General features: G+C 71.6%; 14 protein-coding genes and 2 pseudogenes. 5 read left to right on the top strand and 11 right to left on the bottom strand.

Features of this window, described 5'->3' with window-relative positions:
* Positions 1-17: 17 nt before the first annotated feature.
* Together AB0L56_RS01375 and AB0L56_RS01370 are read right to left on the bottom strand one after the other, a co-directional pair.
* Entirely contained in the window at positions 18-737 is a 720-nt protein-coding gene (locus AB0L56_RS01375) for a response regulator transcription factor (RefSeq protein WP_361021490.1), read from the bottom strand.
* On the bottom strand, positions 734-2026 hold the full coding sequence (locus AB0L56_RS01370; RefSeq protein ID WP_365417643.1) for a PspC domain-containing protein: 1293 nt from the start codon (positions 2024-2026) through the stop codon (positions 734-736). Before AB0L56_RS01370 ends, AB0L56_RS01375 begins: the two co-directional genes overlap by 4 nt.
* A gap of 180 nt (positions 2027-2206) precedes the next feature.
* Here AB0L56_RS01370 and AB0L56_RS01365 point away from each other — a divergent pair, with 180 nt between their 5' ends.
* Positions 2207-3574 carry a PspC domain-containing protein gene (locus AB0L56_RS01365; protein ID WP_365417640.1) on the top strand — a complete coding sequence of 456 codons (1368 nt, stop codon included), beginning with the start codon at positions 2207-2209 and terminating at the stop codon, positions 3572-3574.
* Entirely contained in the window at positions 3561-3782 is a 222-nt protein-coding gene (locus AB0L56_RS01360) for a hypothetical protein (RefSeq protein ID WP_361021481.1), read from the top strand. The genes AB0L56_RS01365 and AB0L56_RS01360 overlap by 14 nt, the downstream gene beginning before the upstream one ends.
* On the opposite strand, the gene AB0L56_RS01355 is transcribed toward AB0L56_RS01360, so the two are convergent.
* The 3 genes from AB0L56_RS01355 to AB0L56_RS01345 all read right to left on the bottom strand — a co-directional run bounded on the left by AB0L56_RS01355 (position 3779) and on the right by AB0L56_RS01345 (position 6889).
* Positions 3779-4309: a DoxX family membrane protein gene (locus tag AB0L56_RS01355; protein WP_365417637.1), complete on the bottom strand. Its 531-nt coding sequence runs from the start codon at positions 4307-4309 to the stop codon at positions 3779-3781. The genes AB0L56_RS01360 and AB0L56_RS01355 overlap by 4 nt on opposite strands.
* 320 nt (positions 4310-4629) lie before the next feature.
* The gene (locus AB0L56_RS01350; RefSeq protein WP_365417634.1) at positions 4630-5910 is read right to left on the bottom strand and encodes a hypothetical protein; all 1281 of its coding nucleotides are present in this window, start codon (positions 5908-5910) and stop codon (positions 4630-4632) included.
* 184 nt (positions 5911-6094) lie between these two features.
* A complete protein-coding gene (locus tag AB0L56_RS01345; RefSeq protein WP_361021472.1) occupies positions 6095-6889 on the bottom strand; it encodes a class II aldolase/adducin family protein in 795 nt (264 codons plus the stop codon).
* 136 nt (positions 6890-7025) lie between these two features.
* Between AB0L56_RS01345 and AB0L56_RS01340 the strand changes: the two genes are divergently transcribed.
* On the top strand, positions 7026-7517 hold the full coding sequence (locus tag AB0L56_RS01340) for a pyridoxamine 5'-phosphate oxidase family protein (protein WP_365417632.1): 492 nt from the start codon (positions 7026-7028) through the stop codon (positions 7515-7517).
* 48 nt (positions 7518-7565) lie between these two features.
* On the opposite strand, the gene guaA is transcribed toward AB0L56_RS01340, so the two are convergent.
* Entirely contained in the window at positions 7566-9146 is a 1581-nt protein-coding gene (gene guaA / locus AB0L56_RS01335) for a glutamine-hydrolyzing GMP synthase (RefSeq protein ID WP_365417629.1), read from the bottom strand.
* Between the two features lie 350 nt (positions 9147-9496).
* On the opposite strand from guaA, the gene AB0L56_RS01330 reads away from it, so the two are divergent.
* Positions 9497-9823, top strand: a complete 327-nt coding sequence (locus tag AB0L56_RS01330) for a chorismate mutase (RefSeq protein ID WP_365417626.1) — start codon at positions 9497-9499, stop codon at positions 9821-9823.
* Positions 9824-10133: 310 nt separating this feature from the next.
* Here AB0L56_RS01330 and AB0L56_RS01325 read toward each other — a convergent pair.
* Positions 10134-10448: pseudogene (locus AB0L56_RS01325) on the bottom strand (hypothetical protein); the annotation flags it as partial.
* Positions 10449-10738: 290 nt separating this feature from the next.
* Between AB0L56_RS01325 and AB0L56_RS01320 the strand changes: the two are divergent.
* Entirely contained in the window at positions 10739-11749 is a 1011-nt protein-coding gene (locus AB0L56_RS01320; protein ID WP_365417623.1) for an LPXTG cell wall anchor domain-containing protein, read from the top strand.
* Positions 11750-11865: 116 nt separating this feature from the next.
* On the opposite strand, the gene AB0L56_RS01315 is transcribed toward AB0L56_RS01320, so the two are convergent.
* The 4 genes and pseudogenes from AB0L56_RS01315 to AB0L56_RS01300 all read right to left on the bottom strand — a co-directional run.
* Entirely contained in the window at positions 11866-13656 is a 1791-nt protein-coding gene (locus tag AB0L56_RS01315; RefSeq protein WP_365417621.1) for a GMC family oxidoreductase, read from the bottom strand.
* A gap of 74 nt (positions 13657-13730) precedes the next feature.
* The gene (locus AB0L56_RS01310) at positions 13731-15344 is read right to left on the bottom strand and encodes a succinic semialdehyde dehydrogenase (protein ID WP_365417618.1); all 1614 of its coding nucleotides are present in this window, start codon (positions 15342-15344) and stop codon (positions 13731-13733) included.
* Positions 15345-15461: 117 nt separating this feature from the next.
* Entirely contained in the window at positions 15462-17108 is a 1647-nt protein-coding gene (locus AB0L56_RS01305; protein WP_365417615.1) for a serine/threonine-protein kinase, read from the bottom strand.
* Between the two features lie 295 nt (positions 17109-17403).
* Positions 17404-18543 (bottom strand): annotated as a pseudogene (locus AB0L56_RS01300) (serine/threonine-protein kinase); the annotation flags it as partial.
* Positions 18544-18550: the final 7 nt, after the last annotated feature.

Raw genomic sequence — 18550 nt, 5'->3', positions numbered from 1 at the left:
TGCCACGAGGTGACGGCTCAGACCAGCCGCCGTGCCGTCGCCCAGCGGGTCAGTTCGTGGCGGTTGGACAGCTGGAGCTTGCGCAGCACCGCGGAGACATGGGACTCGACCGTCTTCACCGAGATGAACAGCTGCTTGGCGATCTCCTTGTACGCGTAGCCGCGGGCGATCAGCCGCAGCACCTCCCGCTCGCGCTGGGTGAGGCGGTCGAGGTCCTCGTCGACCGGCGGGGCGTCGGTGGAGGCGAAGGCGTCCAGTACGAAGCCGGCCAGACGCGGCGAGAAGACCGCGTCTCCCTCCTGGACCCGGAAGATCGAGTCGACCAGGTCGGTCCCGGTGATCGTCTTGGTGACGTAACCGCGGGCACCGCCCCGGATCACCCCGATCACGTCCTCCGCCGCGTCCGACACGGACAGGGCGAGAAACCGGACCGGCTGCTCCGTGTCCGCCATCAACGGGGCGCAGCGGCGCAGCACTTCAACACCGCCGCCGCCGGGCAGATGCACATCGAGCAGGACCACCTCGGGCCGGGTCGCGGTGATGACGGTGACCGCCTGGTCGACGTCGGCGGCCTCGCCGACCACCTCGACACCCGTCTGCGCGGTCTGCCCGATCTCGGCCTGGACCCCCGTGCGGAACATGCGGTGGTCGTCGACGAGGACGACGCGCACACGACGCCCGGCGCTCTCCGCGGGCTCGGCCCCCTGTGCCCCGTTCGCCTCGGTCGGCTCGCTCATGACGTCTTCTCCGCCCTCTCCATCTCCAGTTCGACCTCCGTGCCGCCGTCGGGCACCGCGCGCAGCCGCGCCGTGCCGCCGTTGCGCTGCATACGGCCGATGATCGATTCTCTGACGCCCATGCGGTCGGCGGGTATCGAGTCCAGGTCGAAGCCCGGGCCCCGGTCCCGGACGGACACGAACACCGTCCTCCCCTCGACTTCGGCGAAGACCTGAACCGCGCCGCCCTGGCCACCGTACTTGGCCGCGTTGACCATTGCTTCCCTCGCGGCCTGCATCTGTGCGCCGATTCTGTCGTCGAGCGGGCAGTCGCCGACCACCACGACCTCCAGGGGGACGCCGTGCTTGTCCTCGACCTCGGCGGCGTTGCGCTTCACGGCCTCGGCGAGGGTGGTGGGCTCGTCGTCCTCGTCCTTGCCGTTGCCCTCGGGCTTGTAGAGCCAGGCGCGCAGGTCGCGCTCCTGGGCGCGGGCCAGGCGGCGCACCTCGCCCGCGTTCTCGGCGTTGCGCTGGATCAGGGTCAGGGTGTGCAGCACCGAGTCGTGGACATGGGCGGCGACCTCCGCGCGCTCCTGCGCCCGGATGCGCATCAGCCGCTCCTCGGAGAGGTCCTGCGTCATGCGCACGAGGTAGGGGCCGGCGAGCAGCGTTATACCCACGAGCACCGCGAGGGCGGCCTGGAGCACCGAGCCAAGGTGGCTGCCGGAGCCCCGCAGGACGAAGATGCCCGAGGCGCCCGCCGTCACCAGCAGCACACCGGCGACGGCCCGCAGCAGTGTGACCGTGCGGCGGCGCCGGCCGACCTCCATCCAGCGGGCCCGGCGCGCGTTGTCCGCCTGCCGCCACACCAGGGCGACGCCCGCGCCGACCAGGACGGTCGGCCAGAGGTAGGCCCTGGCGCCGCTGCTCAGGTTCACACTGCCCACGAAGACCATGGCCACGACGACCATGAGGAGCAGGGCGACGATCTGTCCCTTGTCCGGTCTGCGGGTGACGAGTCTGCGCCGGCCGTCCGGCGAGGTCTCGGTCGTCACCAGCGAGGGCGGCTTCTGCGCGTCCACGCCGCCGACACCGAGCGGTACGAAGAACCAGAAGGCCGCATACAGCAGGGCGCCGAGACCGTCGGCCATGAACAGACCGACGAAGACCAGGCGCACCCAGATCACGGGCAGCCCGAGATGCCCGGCGAGCCCCCGCGCCACGCCCCCGAGCCAGCGTCCGTCACTGCTGCGGTAGAGCTTGCGCGGCGGCCGCGGCTCGGCGAGTGGCGCTGCTGCGGCTTCCGACATGCCACTGATGGTCACACGCCCCCCAGTGCCGGAGCATCAGGGTCGGCCCCGGAGACACCCCTGATCTCCGCGTCCCTCCCCCGTCGAACACTCCCCGGCCGGCCCTCAGGGACCGATATCAGGGTCCGGCCAGGGTCATCCCGACTGCCCCCACGACGACTCGCCCGTCACCATGGACCCATGACCGATCACCAGACGGGTCCGGGACCCGGCAAGGGCGCCGGACCCACCGCGGGCCCGCCCGAGCAGGAGTGGGCGACCGCCGCGCCGCCGGGCGATACCGGCCCGACGGACTCCGGCGAGCGGTTCCGGCGCGACCGCCGGCACCAGATGCTCGGCGGGGTATGCGCGGGGCTCGGCCGGCAGTGCGACATGGACCCGGTGATCTTCCGGATCACGCTCGCGGTCCTCTCCGCCACCGGCGGCATCGGCCTGATCTTCTACGGCTTCGCCTGGCTCTTCGTCCCCTATGACGACGAGGAGGAGAACGAGATCCGCCGGCTGCTGACCGGCCGGGTCGACGGCCACACCCTGACGGCCGTGCTGTTCGCGCTGGTCGGCTGCGGCGTCTTCCTCACCATGCTGGGCAACGACGGCGTGCTGAGCTTCGCCGTCATACTGTCCCTGCTGCTCGCCGGAGCGGGGTACTGGTCGCGTCGGCGCGGCGCCCCCAGCCCCGATCACATCGCCGCGCAGGCCGCCGCCGACGCCCCGCCGGAGCCCCAGGCGCCGCCGGTGCCCACCGCGTTCCCCTCCTGGTGGCGCGACCCCATCGTCAAGGACGGCACACACGTCGGCGGTACGGGCTATCTGTGGGGGCCCGGTGACTCCCGGGACCTGGACATCGCCGCCGCCGTCAACATCAGCCTGGACTCCCGCCACAAGGCCCCCGCACCGCGGCCGCCGAAGCCGCGCGGCCCCCGCGCCATCGGCGGCTGGATCTTCCTGCTCGCCCTGCTCGCCGCGGGTCTCGGCACCCGCCTGACCTGGGAGGGGCACCCTCTCGGCACCAGCCTGCAGACGGGCTTCGCCTGCGCGCTGGCCGTCTTCGGCATCGGCGTTGCCGTGAGCGCGTTCCTGGGCCGCACCGGAGCGGGGTCGATCATCCTGGCGGTCATCACGGCGGGCCTGCTCGCCGGTTCGGCGGCGATCCCCGGGGACATCGGCACCGACTGGAGACGCACCACGTGGGAGCCCACCTCGGTCGCGCAGATACGCCCGACCTACGACCTGGGGGCCGGCGAGGGCGAACTGGACCTCTCCGCGATACGCGTCCCCGTGAACGACACCGTCGCCACACGGGCGGAGGTCGGTCTGGGCCGCATCCATGTGATCGTGCCGAGGGACGTGACCGTGAAGCTGAGCATCGATGTGGGCGTGGGCGACATCCAGTTGCCGGGCGACGACCAGAAGGACGTGGACGTGGCCCCGGGCAAGCACAAGGAGGTGACCCTGGAGCCGCCCCCCGGCGCAGAGGAGGCGGGCACGCTCGACATCGAGCTCCAGGTCGGTGCGGGACAGGCGGAGGTCAGCCGTGCTGCGTCATGAGTTCCAGCCCGGCAGGCTGATCGCCGGCGCGTCCCTCACCCTCGCCGCGGTGATCTACGCCGGCGACGCGGGCGGCGCCTGGGAAACCCCGTGGTTCGTGGTGATCCCCGTCGTCACGGGCGGCCTCTGCCTGGCCGGCGCGGTGGGCTTCCTGACCGGCCTCATACGCCGCCGCCGTGGCAGGGCGCACGGTCTGACGGGGAGCTAGCTGTAGTCCCCCGTCCGATGCCGTCGCCGCGCCCGGAGGGCGGCGTCCATGGACAACACCGGAGCGCCCCCCAGCACCAGCGGGATCCAGCTCATGAGGTACGGGAGGTCGTTGCCGTAGTAGTACGGGTCGGCGGACCAGCTGACGGTCAGCCACAGGCTGAGGGAGATCAGCGCACCGCCGAGTGCGGCCAGGCGGGTGAGCAGACCGAGCAGGGTGCCGATCCCGACGGCCAGCTCACCGAAGGCGATGGCGTAACCGAACGCGACGGGGTTCTCCAACGCCATGTCGACCATCGCGGGGATGGCGGAGGAGTCCCGGACGCCGCGCATCATGTCGCCGATGGAACCGGCGCCGGATTCCTTCATGAACGCGCTGTCCGTGAGTTTGTCCAGGCCGGCGTAGATGAAGGTGATGCCGAGGAAGAGGCGTAGGGGTAGCAGGGCGTAGCGGGAGGCGACATCCCGCCAGTCTCTGTCGCCGTCGAGGTGCGGTGGATGCGTGTGCGCGCGCATACCGTGAGTCATCGCTGTGTGCCGCCCTTCGCTGCCGTGCCGGGGCCTCCTTCAAAGACCATACGTACGACAATCTGGCCCGGCTCAACCCTGTGCGCACGGTTTTTCACGGAACGGAGCCTCGCAACCGGCGGTTGGCGGGGTGCCCCACGTTGGTGCGGGCCGGGGGTGGGTTGCGCAGCCCGGCGCAAGCGGGGTGCCCCACGCTGGTGCGGGCCGGGGGGAGGTTGCGCAGCCCGGCGCCGACGGGGTGCCGTCGCGCCCACCCGTGCCGCCCCAGCGGCACGACTGCCCGCGGACTACGGGCACCACCCACCCACCCGGAGGGACCGCTACTCCGTTACGTCGATCGTGTAGCGGTTCGTCTCCACGCCTGCCGCCGTGACGACCTGCACGTCTACCCGTCCCGGCTCCACCTCCGCCGGCACCGGCACCGTCAGCAGCGTGTCCGTCGGGTTGTCGAACCCGCCCGTGACCGGCACCAGCGGCACATGCACGTTCACCGCTCCCACCCGCACCACCATCCGCGACAACCGGTCGGCCCCCTGCGCACCCACCGGCACGAACCCGGCCCCCCGGATCTCGATGTCGTCACCGGTACGGATCGGCGCGTCCAGATCGCCCGCCTCCCGCGCCCGCACCACCGACAGAATCACCGGACGCCCACCCTCCGCGTACTTCCCCGCGAGGTACGTCCCGGCCGACACCAGGACCACCACCGCCAGCCCCCACGGCAGATCCGGCAGCTGATCCGGCCGCCGGGCCAGCCGCACCGCCGCGAACGCCAGCGCCACCCCGCTGATCACGACGTACTGGATGTCGGCGAAGCTCCCCCGCCCCGCGTCGTCGGTCAGCAGATCCGCCGCCCTGGGCCGGTGCGCACGCACCTTCTGCAGCCGCTGCCCCTGCACCCGCAGCCCCACGACCCGCCGCACCAGCACGGCGATCCCGCAGACCACGGCGAGCACGGTCACCACACCCGCACCGCGCGCCAGTTCGAGCCCGTCGATCAACGCGTCCCGCTCCCGGTTGCCGGAGGCGGCCGCCAGCTGCCCCACCAGGACGAGCACCGCGAACGCCAGGAACAGCACCCAGCACGCAGCCACCGCACGGGACGTGGAGATCCGGTTGTCCTCACCGATCACCGGCGCCAGCGCGCCACCACGCGCCCGGTGGAACCACGAAGCGGCGGTCAGCGCGCCGGCCACCACCACCGCGGCCAGCAACCCGGCGCTGCGCGCCGCCGTCCAGTCCGCGCCGACCGCCGTGAGCGCCTGCCCCAGGAGCAGCAGCACCACGGCCGCCCACACCACGACGGCGGTCCGCTGCCACAGCCGTTCCAGCCACGCCGCTCCCTCGGCCCGTCCCCGCTCGGCGACGGCTTCCGCGGCCTGTGTCAGTTCCTCCGACACCCACTGCCGGGACGCGGACGCGGAGTGGGCCACCGCGGCCGGCACCCCCTGCCCGGCCGCGAACTCGTCCCGCTTCAGGAGGAACGCGGCAACCGCCCGCCGATGCCCCTCACGTGCCCCGTGCGGACAGTCGCCGCAGGTGCAGCCGCCCTCGTGCGGGCCCGCGTCCACGCCGCCCTGCCTCGCCTCCTGCACCGCCACGCCCGAAGCCGCCTTCCCCACCATCGATGATCACGAAACAAGTCCCCGGTGACGCAAGCGAATTGTGCCCTACCGCACACCCTCACCGTCCGGCAGCCCCGGTCGGTACGAGTGAAACCCACGGCACAGGGTTGACCCCCGCCTCAGCCACCGCCCCCGACCCCTCAGCCACCGCCCTGATCCCTCAGTCCAGCAGATCCGGCTGGCTCCGGCTGATCTCCTGCCACATCGGCTGGTAGTTGATCCACGCCACGAGGTCCCCACCGAGCTGCTCCCGCGTAGCGACCGCCTGCCGGTGGTCGATGAGGACGGGCCGCCCCGCGGCCTTCGCCGTGAGCTGCACCTGGCAGGCCCGCTCCATCGTGACGAACCACCAGGCCGCCGCGTCCACCGAGTCCCCCACGGTGAGCAGCCCGTGGTTGCGCAGCACCAGCGCCTTGTGGGAGCCGAGCACACCGGCGATCCGCCGCCCCTCCTCGGCGTCGACGGTGACGCCGCTGTACGCGTCGTAGAGGGCATGGTCCTCGTAGAACGCGCAGCTCTCCTGGGTGAGCGGATCCAGCAGGTCGCCGAGGGCGGCGAGGGCCCGCCCGTGTATGGAGTGGCAGTGGGCGACGGCGACGACATCGGGCCGGGCGGCATGCACCTGGGCGTGCACGGTGAACGCGGCCTGGTTGACATGATGGCCGCCCTGGACGACCTGCCCGTCCCGGTTGGCGAGCACCAGATCGCTGACGGTGACGTGCCGGAAGGGCATTCCGAACGGATTGACCCAGAAGCAGTCGCTGAACTCCGGGTCGCGTGCGGTGATGTGCCCCGAGACGCCGTCCTCGAAGCCGAGCCGCCCGAAGATCCGCAGCGCGCCCGCGAGCCGTTCCTTGCGGTGCCGGCGTTCGTCGTCGACCGATTCGTGCATGGGCGGCATGGCGAAGCGCAGCTTGTCGGTGGGCAGCGGCATGGGCGGCGTGGGCCCGTGCATAAGTCCTCCCGCGGGGGGTTTGCGTACGGGGCGGAAGTTACCGGCGGTGCGCGCCGGACGACAGCTCTGTTCCGTAACGCCGACACGACCCGGATACCCGACACAGGATGTCCGGTATCCGCGCCACACTCACTCCATGAGTACGGACACGGGCACGAACTGGGCGGCCTTCACCGCGGCCGAACCCGAACTGGCGAAGACCGTCGAGGAGCGCTTCGCCGCATACACCCACCACGTCCTCGCGACCCTGCGCAAGGACGGCTCACCGCGGACCACCGGTCTGGAGGTCCGCTTCCTGAACGGGGAGCTCTGGTTCGGCATGATGCCGGACTCGCTCAAGGCGCTCGACCTGCGCCGCGACCCGCGCTTCGCGCTCCAGGCGAACCCCGGTGAGGGCACGGGCATGGGCGGCGGCGACGTCAGGATCAGCGGCCGGGCGGTCGAGATCGCCGACGACGACACGGAGACCCGGGCCCGGTACGCCGAAAAGGTGGAACCGCCGGAGCCGTTCCACCTCTTCCGCACCGAGCTGACGGAGGTCGTACGGACCTACGTCGAGGACGAGAAGTACCTGGTCGTCCAGGTCTGGAAGCCCGGAGAGCCGGTACGCACCCTCAAACGGACCTGAGCCTCACCGCAGCCGGGACGCCCGAAACCAGGACCCCCCGACCCGGGACTACTCCCACTCGATGGTCCCCGGCGGCTTGGAGGTGACGTCGAGGACGACCCGGTTGACGTCCCGCACCTCGTTGGTGATGCGGGTCGAGATCTTCGCGAGGACGTCGTACGGCAGCCGCGACCAGTCGGCGGTCATGGCGTCCTCGCTGGAGACGGGCCGCAGCACGATCGGGTGACCGTACGTCCGCCCGTCGCCCTGGACGCCCACCGACCGCACGTCCGCCAGCAGCACGACCGGGCACTGCCAGATGTCCCGGTCCAGACCGGCCGCCGTCAGCTCCTCACGGGCGATGGCGTCGGCCTCGCGGAGCAGGTCGAGCCGCTCCTTGGTGATGTCGCCGACGATACGGATGCCCAGGCCGGGTCCGGGGAACGGCTGGCGATGGACGATCTCGTCCGGCAGGCCGAGTTCCTGGCCGACCATCCGGACCTCGTCCTTGAACAGCTTGCGCAGCGGCTCGATCAGCTGGAACTCGAGGTCCTCGGGGAGGCCGCCCACGTTGTGGTGGGACTTGATGTTGGCGGTACCGGTGCCTCCGCCGGACTCGACCACGTCGGGATACAAGGTCCCCTGAACGAGGAACTCCACGGCCGGACCCTGGTCCGCGATGATCTCGGCCTGGGCCTGCTCGAAGACCCGGATGAACTCGCGGCCGATGATCTTCCGCTTCTCCTCCGGGTCGGACACGCCCTTCAGCGCGGTGAGGAACCGCTCCTCGGCGTCGACGACCTTCAGCTGCACGCCGGTCGCGGCGACGAAGTCCTTCTCGACCTGCTCGGTCTCGCCCTTGCGCATCAGGCCGTGGTCGACGTAGACGCAGGTCAGCTGGGAGCCGATGGCCTTCTGGACGAGGGCGGCGGCGACCGCGGAGTCCACACCGCCGGACAGAGCGCAGATGGCGCGCCTGTCGCCGACCTGCTCGCGGATGGCGGCGACCTGCTCCTCGATCACGTTGCCCATCGTCCAGTTGGGGGTCAGGCCCGCGCCCCGGTACAGGAAGTGCTCCAGCACCTGCTGTCCGTGCGTGGAGTGCATCACCTCGGGGTGGTACTGGACGCCGTAGAGCTTCTTCTCGTCGTTCTCGAACGCGGCGACCGGGACGACGTCCGTGGACGCCGTGACCGTGAATCCTTCGGGGGCCGCGGAGCAGGCGTCGCCGTGCGACATCCAGACGGACTGCTCCCCCGGGGTGCCCTCGAAGAGGGTGGAGGAGTTCCTGGAGACGTGCAGCTCGGTACGGCCGTACTCGCGGGCGCCGGTGTTGTCCACCTGGCCGCCCAGGCTCTGCGCCATGAGCTGGAAGCCGTAGCACATGCCGAAGACGGGCACGCCGGCCTCGAAGAGCTCGCGGTCGAGGCGGGGGGCGCCCTCCTGGTACACGGACGAGGGGCCGCCGGAGAGGATGATCGCCGCCGGGTTCTTGGCGAGCATCTCGGTGACCGGCATGGTGCTCGGCACGATCTCGCTGTAGACCCGCGCCTCGCGGACGCGACGGGCGATGAGCTGGGCGTACTGCGCGCCGAAGTCGACGACCAGAACGGTGTCGGGCGCGTTGGCAGCGGGAGACGCTGAGGACACGAGGTGCCTTCCGGCGGTGGGTCGGGGGTCTTGTGCCTCCCGATTCTACCGAGGTGGCGGAGGAGCACGCCCCGAACCGGGGAGCGGGCACCGGCCGGATCCCGTCTCACCATGCGGGCCGCGTTGGACAGCCGCGGCGGACCGGGCATACTGGCCCCATGCTCACGCACCAGACCTTCGTCTTTACCTATGGCACCCGGCCCGCCGGCTGCCATGGTCGTGCTGCTTGAGCAACTGACAAGCGACTTCCCAGGCGCCCCGGGCCGACAAGGTCCGGGGCGCCTGACGTTTTCCCTCCGGACCTCGCCGCTCGGGGGCGCCTCGTCCACCACTCACCGAGGAGCCCCGACATGACCGCCACCACCACCGCGCCGAGCACCACCGCCCCGACCGGCACGCAGCCCGGCGAGAGGACCGGCGCCCGCACCGCCGAGGCGGCCGAACTGATCACCGGTGCCCGCGAGCGGATCGACGTGCTCGACGACCGGATCATCGGCCTCGTGCAGGAACGGATGGCCGTGTCGGCCGTCATCCAGAAGGAACGGATCGCCTCCGGCGGCCGGCGCGTGAACCTCTCCCGTGAGATGGAGATCCTCGCCACCTACCGGGACGCCCTGGGCAAGCCCGGCACCGCGCTCGCGATGACGCTGCTGGAGCTGTGCCGGGGCAGGATCTGAATCCGCGTTCGCGGTACAGGCGTACGCATGGCCCCTCACCCGTCCGGCGCGTGACCGGTGTCCGGCCGCTTCGTTGGTACCGGTGTCCGTGTCAGCCAGGGGCGGGCGCGAAAGAACCACGCGTGGCTCACCGGAGCGTCGAGGTGTACGGCTGGCGTCGTACGTCGTGGGACTTCGTTCCGGACAAGTGACCGGGCGGCAGGGGACAGCCGGCCCGGTCACCCGAGAGAAGGCCGGCTCCGGGGACGCCCGGAGCCGGCCGGCGGGGTCCGACCGCACCGACCCCCTCCGGTGGCCGATCCACAAAAACCACGCCCACCACGCTCCACACCCGGCGGCGGCGCGAGGCGCGTCCGTTCATCTCCTGCCAGGCCGGACCCGTACGCCATCCCGCGGGCTGGGCGGGCTGCGGAGCCGCCCGCTTCCTGCCCCAGCGGCGTTTCCGGCCGCCGCCGCCCGTCCTGGCCGCCTGCGCCTCGTCCATCGCCCGCAGCCGCTCGGTCACCATGCGGGCCCGCGCGGACGGCTCCTTGGGAGCGGACGCGCGAATGTCGCCCTCACTGTCCTGGACGAACTTCTCCCAGACGTCGTCCGGCAGGGACGAGGACGGGGACGAGGACTCCACCCGGTCCCCCGGTCGGTTCTCCGGTCTCTTCTCTTCGGACGGCTGCTCGGCCACGGGACGGCGGACCTTCTCTCAGGGACGGCTGTCGGCGGCTGAGCGTACGTCAGAGATCACTTTCTCCCACCAGTGATCCACCTCACATAAAAATCCTGTGAGATCCGGGACAACCATTCACAGGCCTCATTGATCAAACCACTGGAACCAAGGGCACCCGCGTCCCCGGCGCGGAGGCCTTCCGTCACTCGCTTCGTGCCGCGGCCACGCGGCACACCGGACTTCCCGAGGTCTTCATGAAGCTTCGCCGTGCCATGGCCGCAGCGGTCGCGACGGCAGCGATAGCACCGGTCGCACTCCTCGCCGCCCCGGCGGCGTACGCGACCGACCCCACGCCGCCCCCGTCCGCGACCGAGTCCGCGGCCGGCGGCGGCACGACGACCACGTCTTCGTCGCCGTCCACGACCGAGTCCACCGAGTCGACCGACTCAGAGAAGCCGGACGAGTCGGCGGACAAGACCAACCCGAGCTCCTCGGCGAGCGAACCCGCCACGTCCACTTCGCCGTCCGCGACCACGTCGCCGTCGACGAGTGCCCCCGCGCCGAGCACGTCGGCGCCGGAGGAGACCCCGGACCCCGAGCCGTCCGTGTGCGAGGACACCAAGGTCGACGTCAGCATCACCGGCCTGCCCGGCAAGATCTCCGCGGGCAGCGGCTGGCACAAGTTCTCGCTGAACGTGCTGAACGACTCCGGCTCCACGCTCCAGGACCTGGACTTCTTCGCCGGGGCCTCCTCCGACGCGGACGGCATGGACCTGTTCGCGAGCAAGCACGTCCGGCTGCAGGCCTGGAACCCCGACGCCAAGGTGTGGGAGGACCTCAGCGAGGACGGCTACGCCGTGGGCTACGTCGGCTACACCGACGAACTCGAGCCGGGCTACGAGGTCAACATCCCGATGCGCCTCAACGTGCAGCCCTCCGCCCCGGTCGGTGCGGGCTTCTCGCTCGGCGCGACGATCTACGGCGACGCGGACGGCCAGTGCACCGGCTTCGGCGACGTGTCGTACCGGTTCCAGATCGTGTCCGCCGGCACGGACACCGACGGCACCAAGCCGCAGGAAGGCGGCAAGGCGCCCGTGACGGACAAGAAGCCCGCCTCCGACACTCCGGAGGTGACCGGCAGCCTTGCCCAGACCGGTTCGAACTCCGCCCTGCCGATGATCGGACTGGTCGGCGGCGCCGCCGTCGCGGCCGGTGCGGGTGCGGTGTTCGTGGTGCGCCGGCGCAAGGCCGGTGCGGAGGCGTAACACCGGCTGACCGCGCCCCGCGCGGCACCACCCAGAACAAGGGAAAAGGACCTGAGCTCGGAGGGGGGCACAGGTCCTTTTCCCTTTTTCTTTCCTCTTCTTCCAGGCCCTGCCCGCTACTTCTTCTTCTTCGGCACCGCCGGCATCCCCAGGAACGGCAGCTTCAGCGCGCCGAACGCGTCCGCCGGGACCGCCGGGGACTTCGGCTCGACGGGCTGGAGACGCCGGTACGGCTCGCCCTGCCGCGGGCGCGGATCGGTGTCGCCCTTGTTGGGCCAGTACGACATCGCCCGCTCGGCCTGTGCGGTGATCGTCAGGGACGGGTTGACGCCCAGGTTCGCCGAGACCGCCGCCCCGTCCACGACCGAGATACCGGGGTGGCCGTACAGACGGTGGTACGGGTCGATCACACCGGTCTCGCGGGAGGCGCCGATCGGGCAGCCGCCCAGGAAGTGCGCGGTCAGCGGCATGCCCGTCAACTCGCCCACGTTGGAGCCGGCGAAGCCGTTGATCTCCGCCGCCAGCGCGGAGGCACCGTCCGTCGCCGCCTTGATCTGCTTGGGGTTGGGGGCGCCGTGGCCCTGCCGGGCCGTCAGCAGCCCCCGGCCGATCCCGGACGGCTTGAGGTACGTCGTCAGGGAGTTGTCCAGCGACTGCATCACCAGCCCGATGATGGTCCGTTCCGACCAGCGCCGGTTGGACAGCGACCGCGCCATCATCACAGGGTGCCGCGCCGCGTTGCCCAGCCAGCCCAGTACCCGCGCCACACCCGAGCCGCCGCCCGCGTACGGCACCTGGAGGATGGACAGCCCGCCCATCGAGTTGGAGCCCCTGCCGTAACGGACCGGCTCGATATGGGTGTTCTCGTCGGGGTGGATCGAGGACGTGATGGCCACACCGCGGGTGAAGTCGACCTTCGGCGCGCCGGTGGCCTTGCGGTAGCGGCGGTTGTCGGTCTGCGCCCCCACCAGCGCCTCGGAGTTGGTGCGGGTCAGTTCGCCCAACTTGTCCGAGAGGTGCGGCAACTGTCCGCCGGCCCGCATCCGGTGCAGCAGCGTCTGGGTGCCGTAGGTGCCGGCCGCCAGGACCACCCGGCGGGCACGGAAGGTACGGCCTTGCCCCTTGCGGCGGTTGTCGGTCGGGAGCGTGGCGATCGCGTACCCGCCCTGCGAGTCCTCCGTCACCGACACCACTGTGGTCATGGGGTGCACGACCGCGCCCGCCTTCTCGGCGAGGTGGAGGTAGTTCTCGTTGAGGGTGTTCTTCGCGCCGTGCCGGCAGCCCGTCATGCACTCGCCGCACTCGGCACAGGCCCGGCGCGAGGGACCGGCCCCGCCGAAGTAGGGGTCGGGCACCTCCTGCCCCGGCTTCGCCTTCACCGTGCCGTCGGCGTCCTCGCCGTCGCCGAAGAAGACACCGACGGGCGCCATGTGGAAGGTGTCGCCCACGCCCATCCGCTCGGCCGCCGCCTTCAGATGCACGTCCGACGGGGTCATGGTGGGGTTGAGCCGTACGCCGAGCATGCGCCGTGCCTGGTCGTAGTACGGCTTCAGCTCGTCCTGCCAGTCGGTGATGTGCCCCCACTGCGGGTCGTCGAAGAACGGCTTGGGCGGTACGTAGAGGGTGTTGGCGTAGTTGAGGGAGCCGCCGCCGACGCCCGCACCGGCCAGGACCATGACGTTGCCCAGCAGATGGATGCGCTGGATGCCGTACATGCCGAGCTTCGGGGCCCAGAGGTAGTTCTTCAGGTCCCAGGAGTTCTTCGGCAGGCTGTCGCGGGTGAAGCGGCGGCCGGCTTCGAGGACGCCGACGCGGTAGCCCTTCTCCGTGAGCCTGAGCGCCGAGACGGAGCCGCCGAATCCGGACCCCACGACGATGACGTCGTAGTCGTAGTCCTCCTGAGGCACGGGTGTCTCCTCTTCGAGTGTCGCGTGCGGGTTGTCCGTGGTGTCGCGCGCGGTTCCCCGCGCCCCTGAGCCGGTCACCGGAACCGGAACGCCTTCATCAGGCGCAGGCTGCGGCTCATGAAGGCCGCGTACTTCTCGTCGTCCATGCCCAGCGAGGGGGCCATCGGCAGCAGGCGCTGGTGGGCGACGGTCTGTGCCTCGGTGTACTTGAGGATGCCCTCGGAGCCGTGCCGGCGGCCGAGGCCGGAGTCCTTCATGCCGCCCATCGGCGACTGGACGCTGCCGTACGCGGGCGCATACCCCTCGTTGATGTTCACGGTGCCGGTGCGCAGCCGGGCGGCGACCTCGCGGCCGCGCCGGGCGTTGCCCGTCCAGACGGAGGAGTTCAGCCCGTACGGCGTGGAGTTGGCGCGTTCGACCGCCTCGTCGTCGGAGGAGAAGCGGTAGACGGAGACGACCGGGCCGAAGGTTTCCTCGGAGCAGACGCTCATGGGGGCTTCGACCCCGTCGAGGATGGTCGGCTCGTAGAAGTAGGGGCCGATGTCGGGGCGGGCCGTGCCGCCCGCGAGGACCTTGGCGCCCTTGGCGACGGCGTCCTCGACATGCCGGGTGACGGCGTCCAGCTGGCGCTGTCCGACCAGGGAACCCATGTCGGCGCCGTAGGCGAGGGACGTGCCGAGGCGTATCGCCTTGGTACGGGCGGCGAAGCGCTCCAGGAAGGCGTCGGCGACCGACTCGTGGACGTACAGCCGCTCGATGGAGATGCACAGCTGGCCGGCGCTGGAGAAGCAGGCGCGGACGGCGCCCGCGGCGGCCTTGTCGAGGTCGGCGTCCTCCAGGACCAGCATGGCGTTCTTGCCGCCGAGTTCGAGGGAGACGCCGACCAGGCGTGCGGCGGCGCTCTGGGCGACCTCGCGGCCGGTGCGGGTGGAGCCGGTGAAGGAGACGTAGTCGGCGTGCCGGACGACCTCGGGGCCGACGACCGGGCCCTCGCCGAGGACGACCTGGAAGACGTCGGCGGGCAGTCCGGCCTCGATCAGCAGGTCGCGGGCCCACAGCGCGGTCAGGCAGGTCTCCGTGTCGGGCTTCATCACGACGGCGTTGCCCGCGACGAACGCCGGGAGTGCGTCGCCGACGGAGAGTTCGAGGGGGTAGTTCCAGGGCGCGATCTGGCCCACGACACCGCGCGGGTGACGCAGTTCGGTGACCTTCGTCAGGGTCGGCATGGCGCCCGTGTGCCGCTTGGGCCGCAGGTAGGCGGCGGCCCGGCGGCCGTAGTGGCGGGCCGCGACCGCGACGGCCTGGACTTCCTCGTGGGCGTGCAGCCGGGCCTTGCCGGTCTCCAGCTGGATCAGGTCGAGCACCTCGGCCTGGCGCTCCAGCACCAGGTCGTGGAAGCGGAGCAGGACGGCGGCGCGCTGCCGCACCGGGCTCTGTGCCCAGACGGCCTGGGCGGCGCGGGCCGCCTCGAAGGCCTTGGCCACGTCCTCGGGGGTCGACTCGGGCAGGTCGGCCAGCTTCTCGCCGGTGAACGGCGTGTGGTTGGCGGTCCGGCCGGAGCCGGTCACACCCTTGGTGAGCTGGGCGACCAGCTCCGGCGTGACCACGTCGGCGGCGGTACGGGCCCCCGGAGGGGAGGGGGCGAGGGGGTTGGTAGCGGTGGTTTCCCGGGTCTGCGCGTCCGTCATGAGGCGCAGGGTATGCCCGGGCGAACGCTTTGTGTACCCGGCGGTAACAGATTCACGCAGGCCTTACACATCGCCAGTGAACGCTGGCAACAAAGCCCCTGATCAGGGCGTTGGCGATCAGAGCTTGTGGACCTCCCAGCTCTTGAAGACCGTGCGGGCGATCTCCCGGCCCTCCTCCGCGAAGTAGCCCTTGCCCGGGTAGACGACCCAGAGCCGGTACATGTCGCCGTCCTTGTTCCGGTAGTACATGACCTGCGCCTCGCGCACCAGGGCCGGCGTGGTGGTCGTCGTGTAGACGATCGTGTTGGTAGCCGCGTCATGCTCCTTGTACGTGGTCTCGCGCGGCTGCCCCTCGGGCGCCGGTGAGTCGGCGATGCCCCAGCCGTACTCGCCGTCCTTGAGTTCGTTCCAGTGCGCGAAGGCCCGCTCCGACGCCGAGGCCTCGAGCTCGCCGTCCTTGTCCTCGGACTTGAGGTCGCGGTCGGTCTCGACGCGCACAATGCCGCTCGGGTCGGTGAAGGAGACGACCGTCCCGTCCGAGTCGTCGGCGGGCTTGTCCTTCACGAAGTTCTCCGGCACGGCGACCGCCACGCCCACCCGGTCTCGGAGATCGTGCTTCTTCCAGCCGTCGGGCAGCGGGCCCGCGAACGGGTTCGCCACCACGAGGTACACCGCCACCGCTGCCGCGACCACCGCGGCGCCCAGCCCGGCCAGCGTCCTCCGGCCGACCCGGATGCCCTTGCCGTCCCCGCCGGGGACCGCCGTCGGGGTCACCTGCGTGGGCTGCGGAGCCGGCGGGTTCGCGGCCGCTTCCAGTACGGCGCGGACCTGTGCGGCGTTCGGCCGGCGCGCCGGGTCCTTCTGCAGCAGGGCGGTGATCATCTCGGCCAGCGGCCCCTGGACGGAGGCGGGCGGTGCCGGGGTGGCGTTGAGGACGGACTGGAGGGTGGCGGGGGTGTTGCTGCGGCGGAACGGCGAGATGCCCTCCGTCGCCGTGTACAGCACCACACCGAGCGACCACAGGTCGGAGGCGGGGCCGGGGCGCTGGCCCAGCACCCTTTCCGGAGCGATGTACTCGGGTGAACCGACGAAGCCGCCGGTGTCGGTCAGGTTGGTCTCGCCCTCGATCTGGGCGATGCCGAAGTCGGTGAGGACGACCCGGTCGTGCCGGCCGAGCAGCACGTTGTCCGGCTTCACGTCCCGGTGCAGGACGCCCGCCGCGTGGGCGGCCTCCAGCGCGCCGAGCACCTCCAGGCCGACCCGGGCCGCCTCGCGCGCGGAGAGGGTGCCCTCCTCCTGCAGCACGGCGCCCAGGGAACGGCCCTGGACCAGCTCCATCACGATCCACGGCCGGTCGTCGACGACCGCGACATCATGGACGTTGACGACCGCCGGGTGGTCGAGCCGGGCGGCGGCGCGGGCTTCGCGGCGCATCCGCTCGAAGACGTTGGAACGTTCACGGTCGGGAAGGTGGTCCGGGACGCGCGGCTCCTTGACGGCGACTTCGCGGTCCACCGTCTCGTCCTTGGCCCGCCACACCGTGCCCATGCCGCCGTGGCCGAGCTTGGCGAGCAGCCGGTACCGTCCGGCGATCAGCCGCCCCGCTCCGGGGTCGGGCGCCGGGGGCTGCTGCGCAACCCGGGTCGGTGCCGCGTAGGGGTTGCCGGGGTGCGGCACCCCGGCCGGGGGATTCGGGCTCGGCGGTTGCAGACCGAAACTGGTTGGCTCGTCGGCCCGGTTGCGGGCTCCCCCGTTGCTGCTCATGGTCCATCCATATCGCGCGAGACCCTCACGTATCCACCGCGGACGCCCACCGGTCACAGACCCGTGACCGTCGGCGGAACTTATCTACCTTTTATGGCGCTTTGGCGCCGGTCCTTGGTGAGGAATACGACACCGAGGGGGTGGCCGTCGTCGCGGTCGCCGTAGTTGGGGCTGCCGTCGTCGGGGCTGCCGTCGTCGGGGCTGCTGTCCTGGAGCCGGACTCCGACGGCAGCGTCCGCTGCGGGCTCGTGGTCGTGGGGACGGAGGTCGTGGGTGGCCGGGGCCCGGGGGCGGGCGATGAGTCGGCGGGTGTCTCCGGCGCCGTACTCGTCGGCGTACCGCCCCCGTCGCCGTCGCGGTCCTGCAGGAGCAGCGCCGCCGCGGACACGCCCGCTCCCGCCATCGCGGCGACCGCCACCGCGGCCACCAGCACGCCCTTGGTGGGCTGCCGCCGGACAGGACGCTCCTCGGGGAGGCCCGGCGCCGTTCTCGCCGTCCCCGTCCGCCGTGCCGGGAACCGCCGGCGGGGCCGGTCCCGGACCGCGGGCAGCAGCTCCGGAGGCGCCGCCTCCGGTGTACGGCCCGTCGCGAGGAACACGCGCAGCATCCGTTCGGCCCGGTCCGCGTCCAGCCGGCGGTCCGGGTCGCGTTCCAGCAGACCGCGGACCACGGGGAGGATCGGCGCGGCCTCGGCGGGCGGCCGGATCTCGTCGACCACGACCGCGTGCAGCACCCCGCTCAGGGAGTCGCGGCGGAACGGCGACTCGCCGCTGAGCGCCGCACACAGCAGCGCGCCCAGCGACCAGAGGTCGGCCTCCGGCCCCGTCCGCGCGCCCGACATCCGCTCGGGCGCGGTGTATTCGGGGGAGCCCACGAAGGAGCCACTCTCGGTGAGCGTGGTGGAGCCGGACAGCTGGGCGATGCCGAAGTCGGTGAGGAGGACCCGGTCGGTGCCGTCCTCCAGCAGGACGTTGGCGGGCTTCAGGTCCCGGTGCAGCACACCCGATGTGTGGGCGGCGCGCAGCGCGCCGAGCAGGTCCACGCCGATCCGCGCGGCCTCCGCCGCGTCGACCGGGCCCTGTTCGGCGATGCGGTCGGCCAGGGACGGCCCCTCGATCAACTCCAGCACGATGTACGGGCGTTCGTCGTCCTCGACCACATCGTGGACGACGATGATGTTCGGGTGGCTCAGCTGGGCGAGAGCGCGCGCCTCGCGCAGGGTGCGGTCCCGCCGACGGCGGGCCTCGGCCGCGGACAGCGTCTCGTCGAAGGGGAGTTCCTTGACGGCCACGCCTCGGCCGAGCAGTTGGTCGGTGGCCCGCCAGACCACGCCCATACCGCCGCGTCCGATCCTCGCATCCAGACGGTACCGGCCCGCGACGACACGGGCTCTGTGCCGGTCGGTCCCGTTCTCCGGCTCCCCCTCGGTCACCATGGGCCCA

Origin of the sequence: Streptomyces sp. NPDC052079 (assembly GCF_040680275.1) — a bacterium.
Lineage (GTDB): Bacteria > Actinomycetota > Actinomycetes > Streptomycetales > Streptomycetaceae > Streptomyces.
The sequence above is the reverse complement of the archived record's forward strand: the minus strand, read 5'-3'. Positions and strand labels throughout refer to the sequence as shown.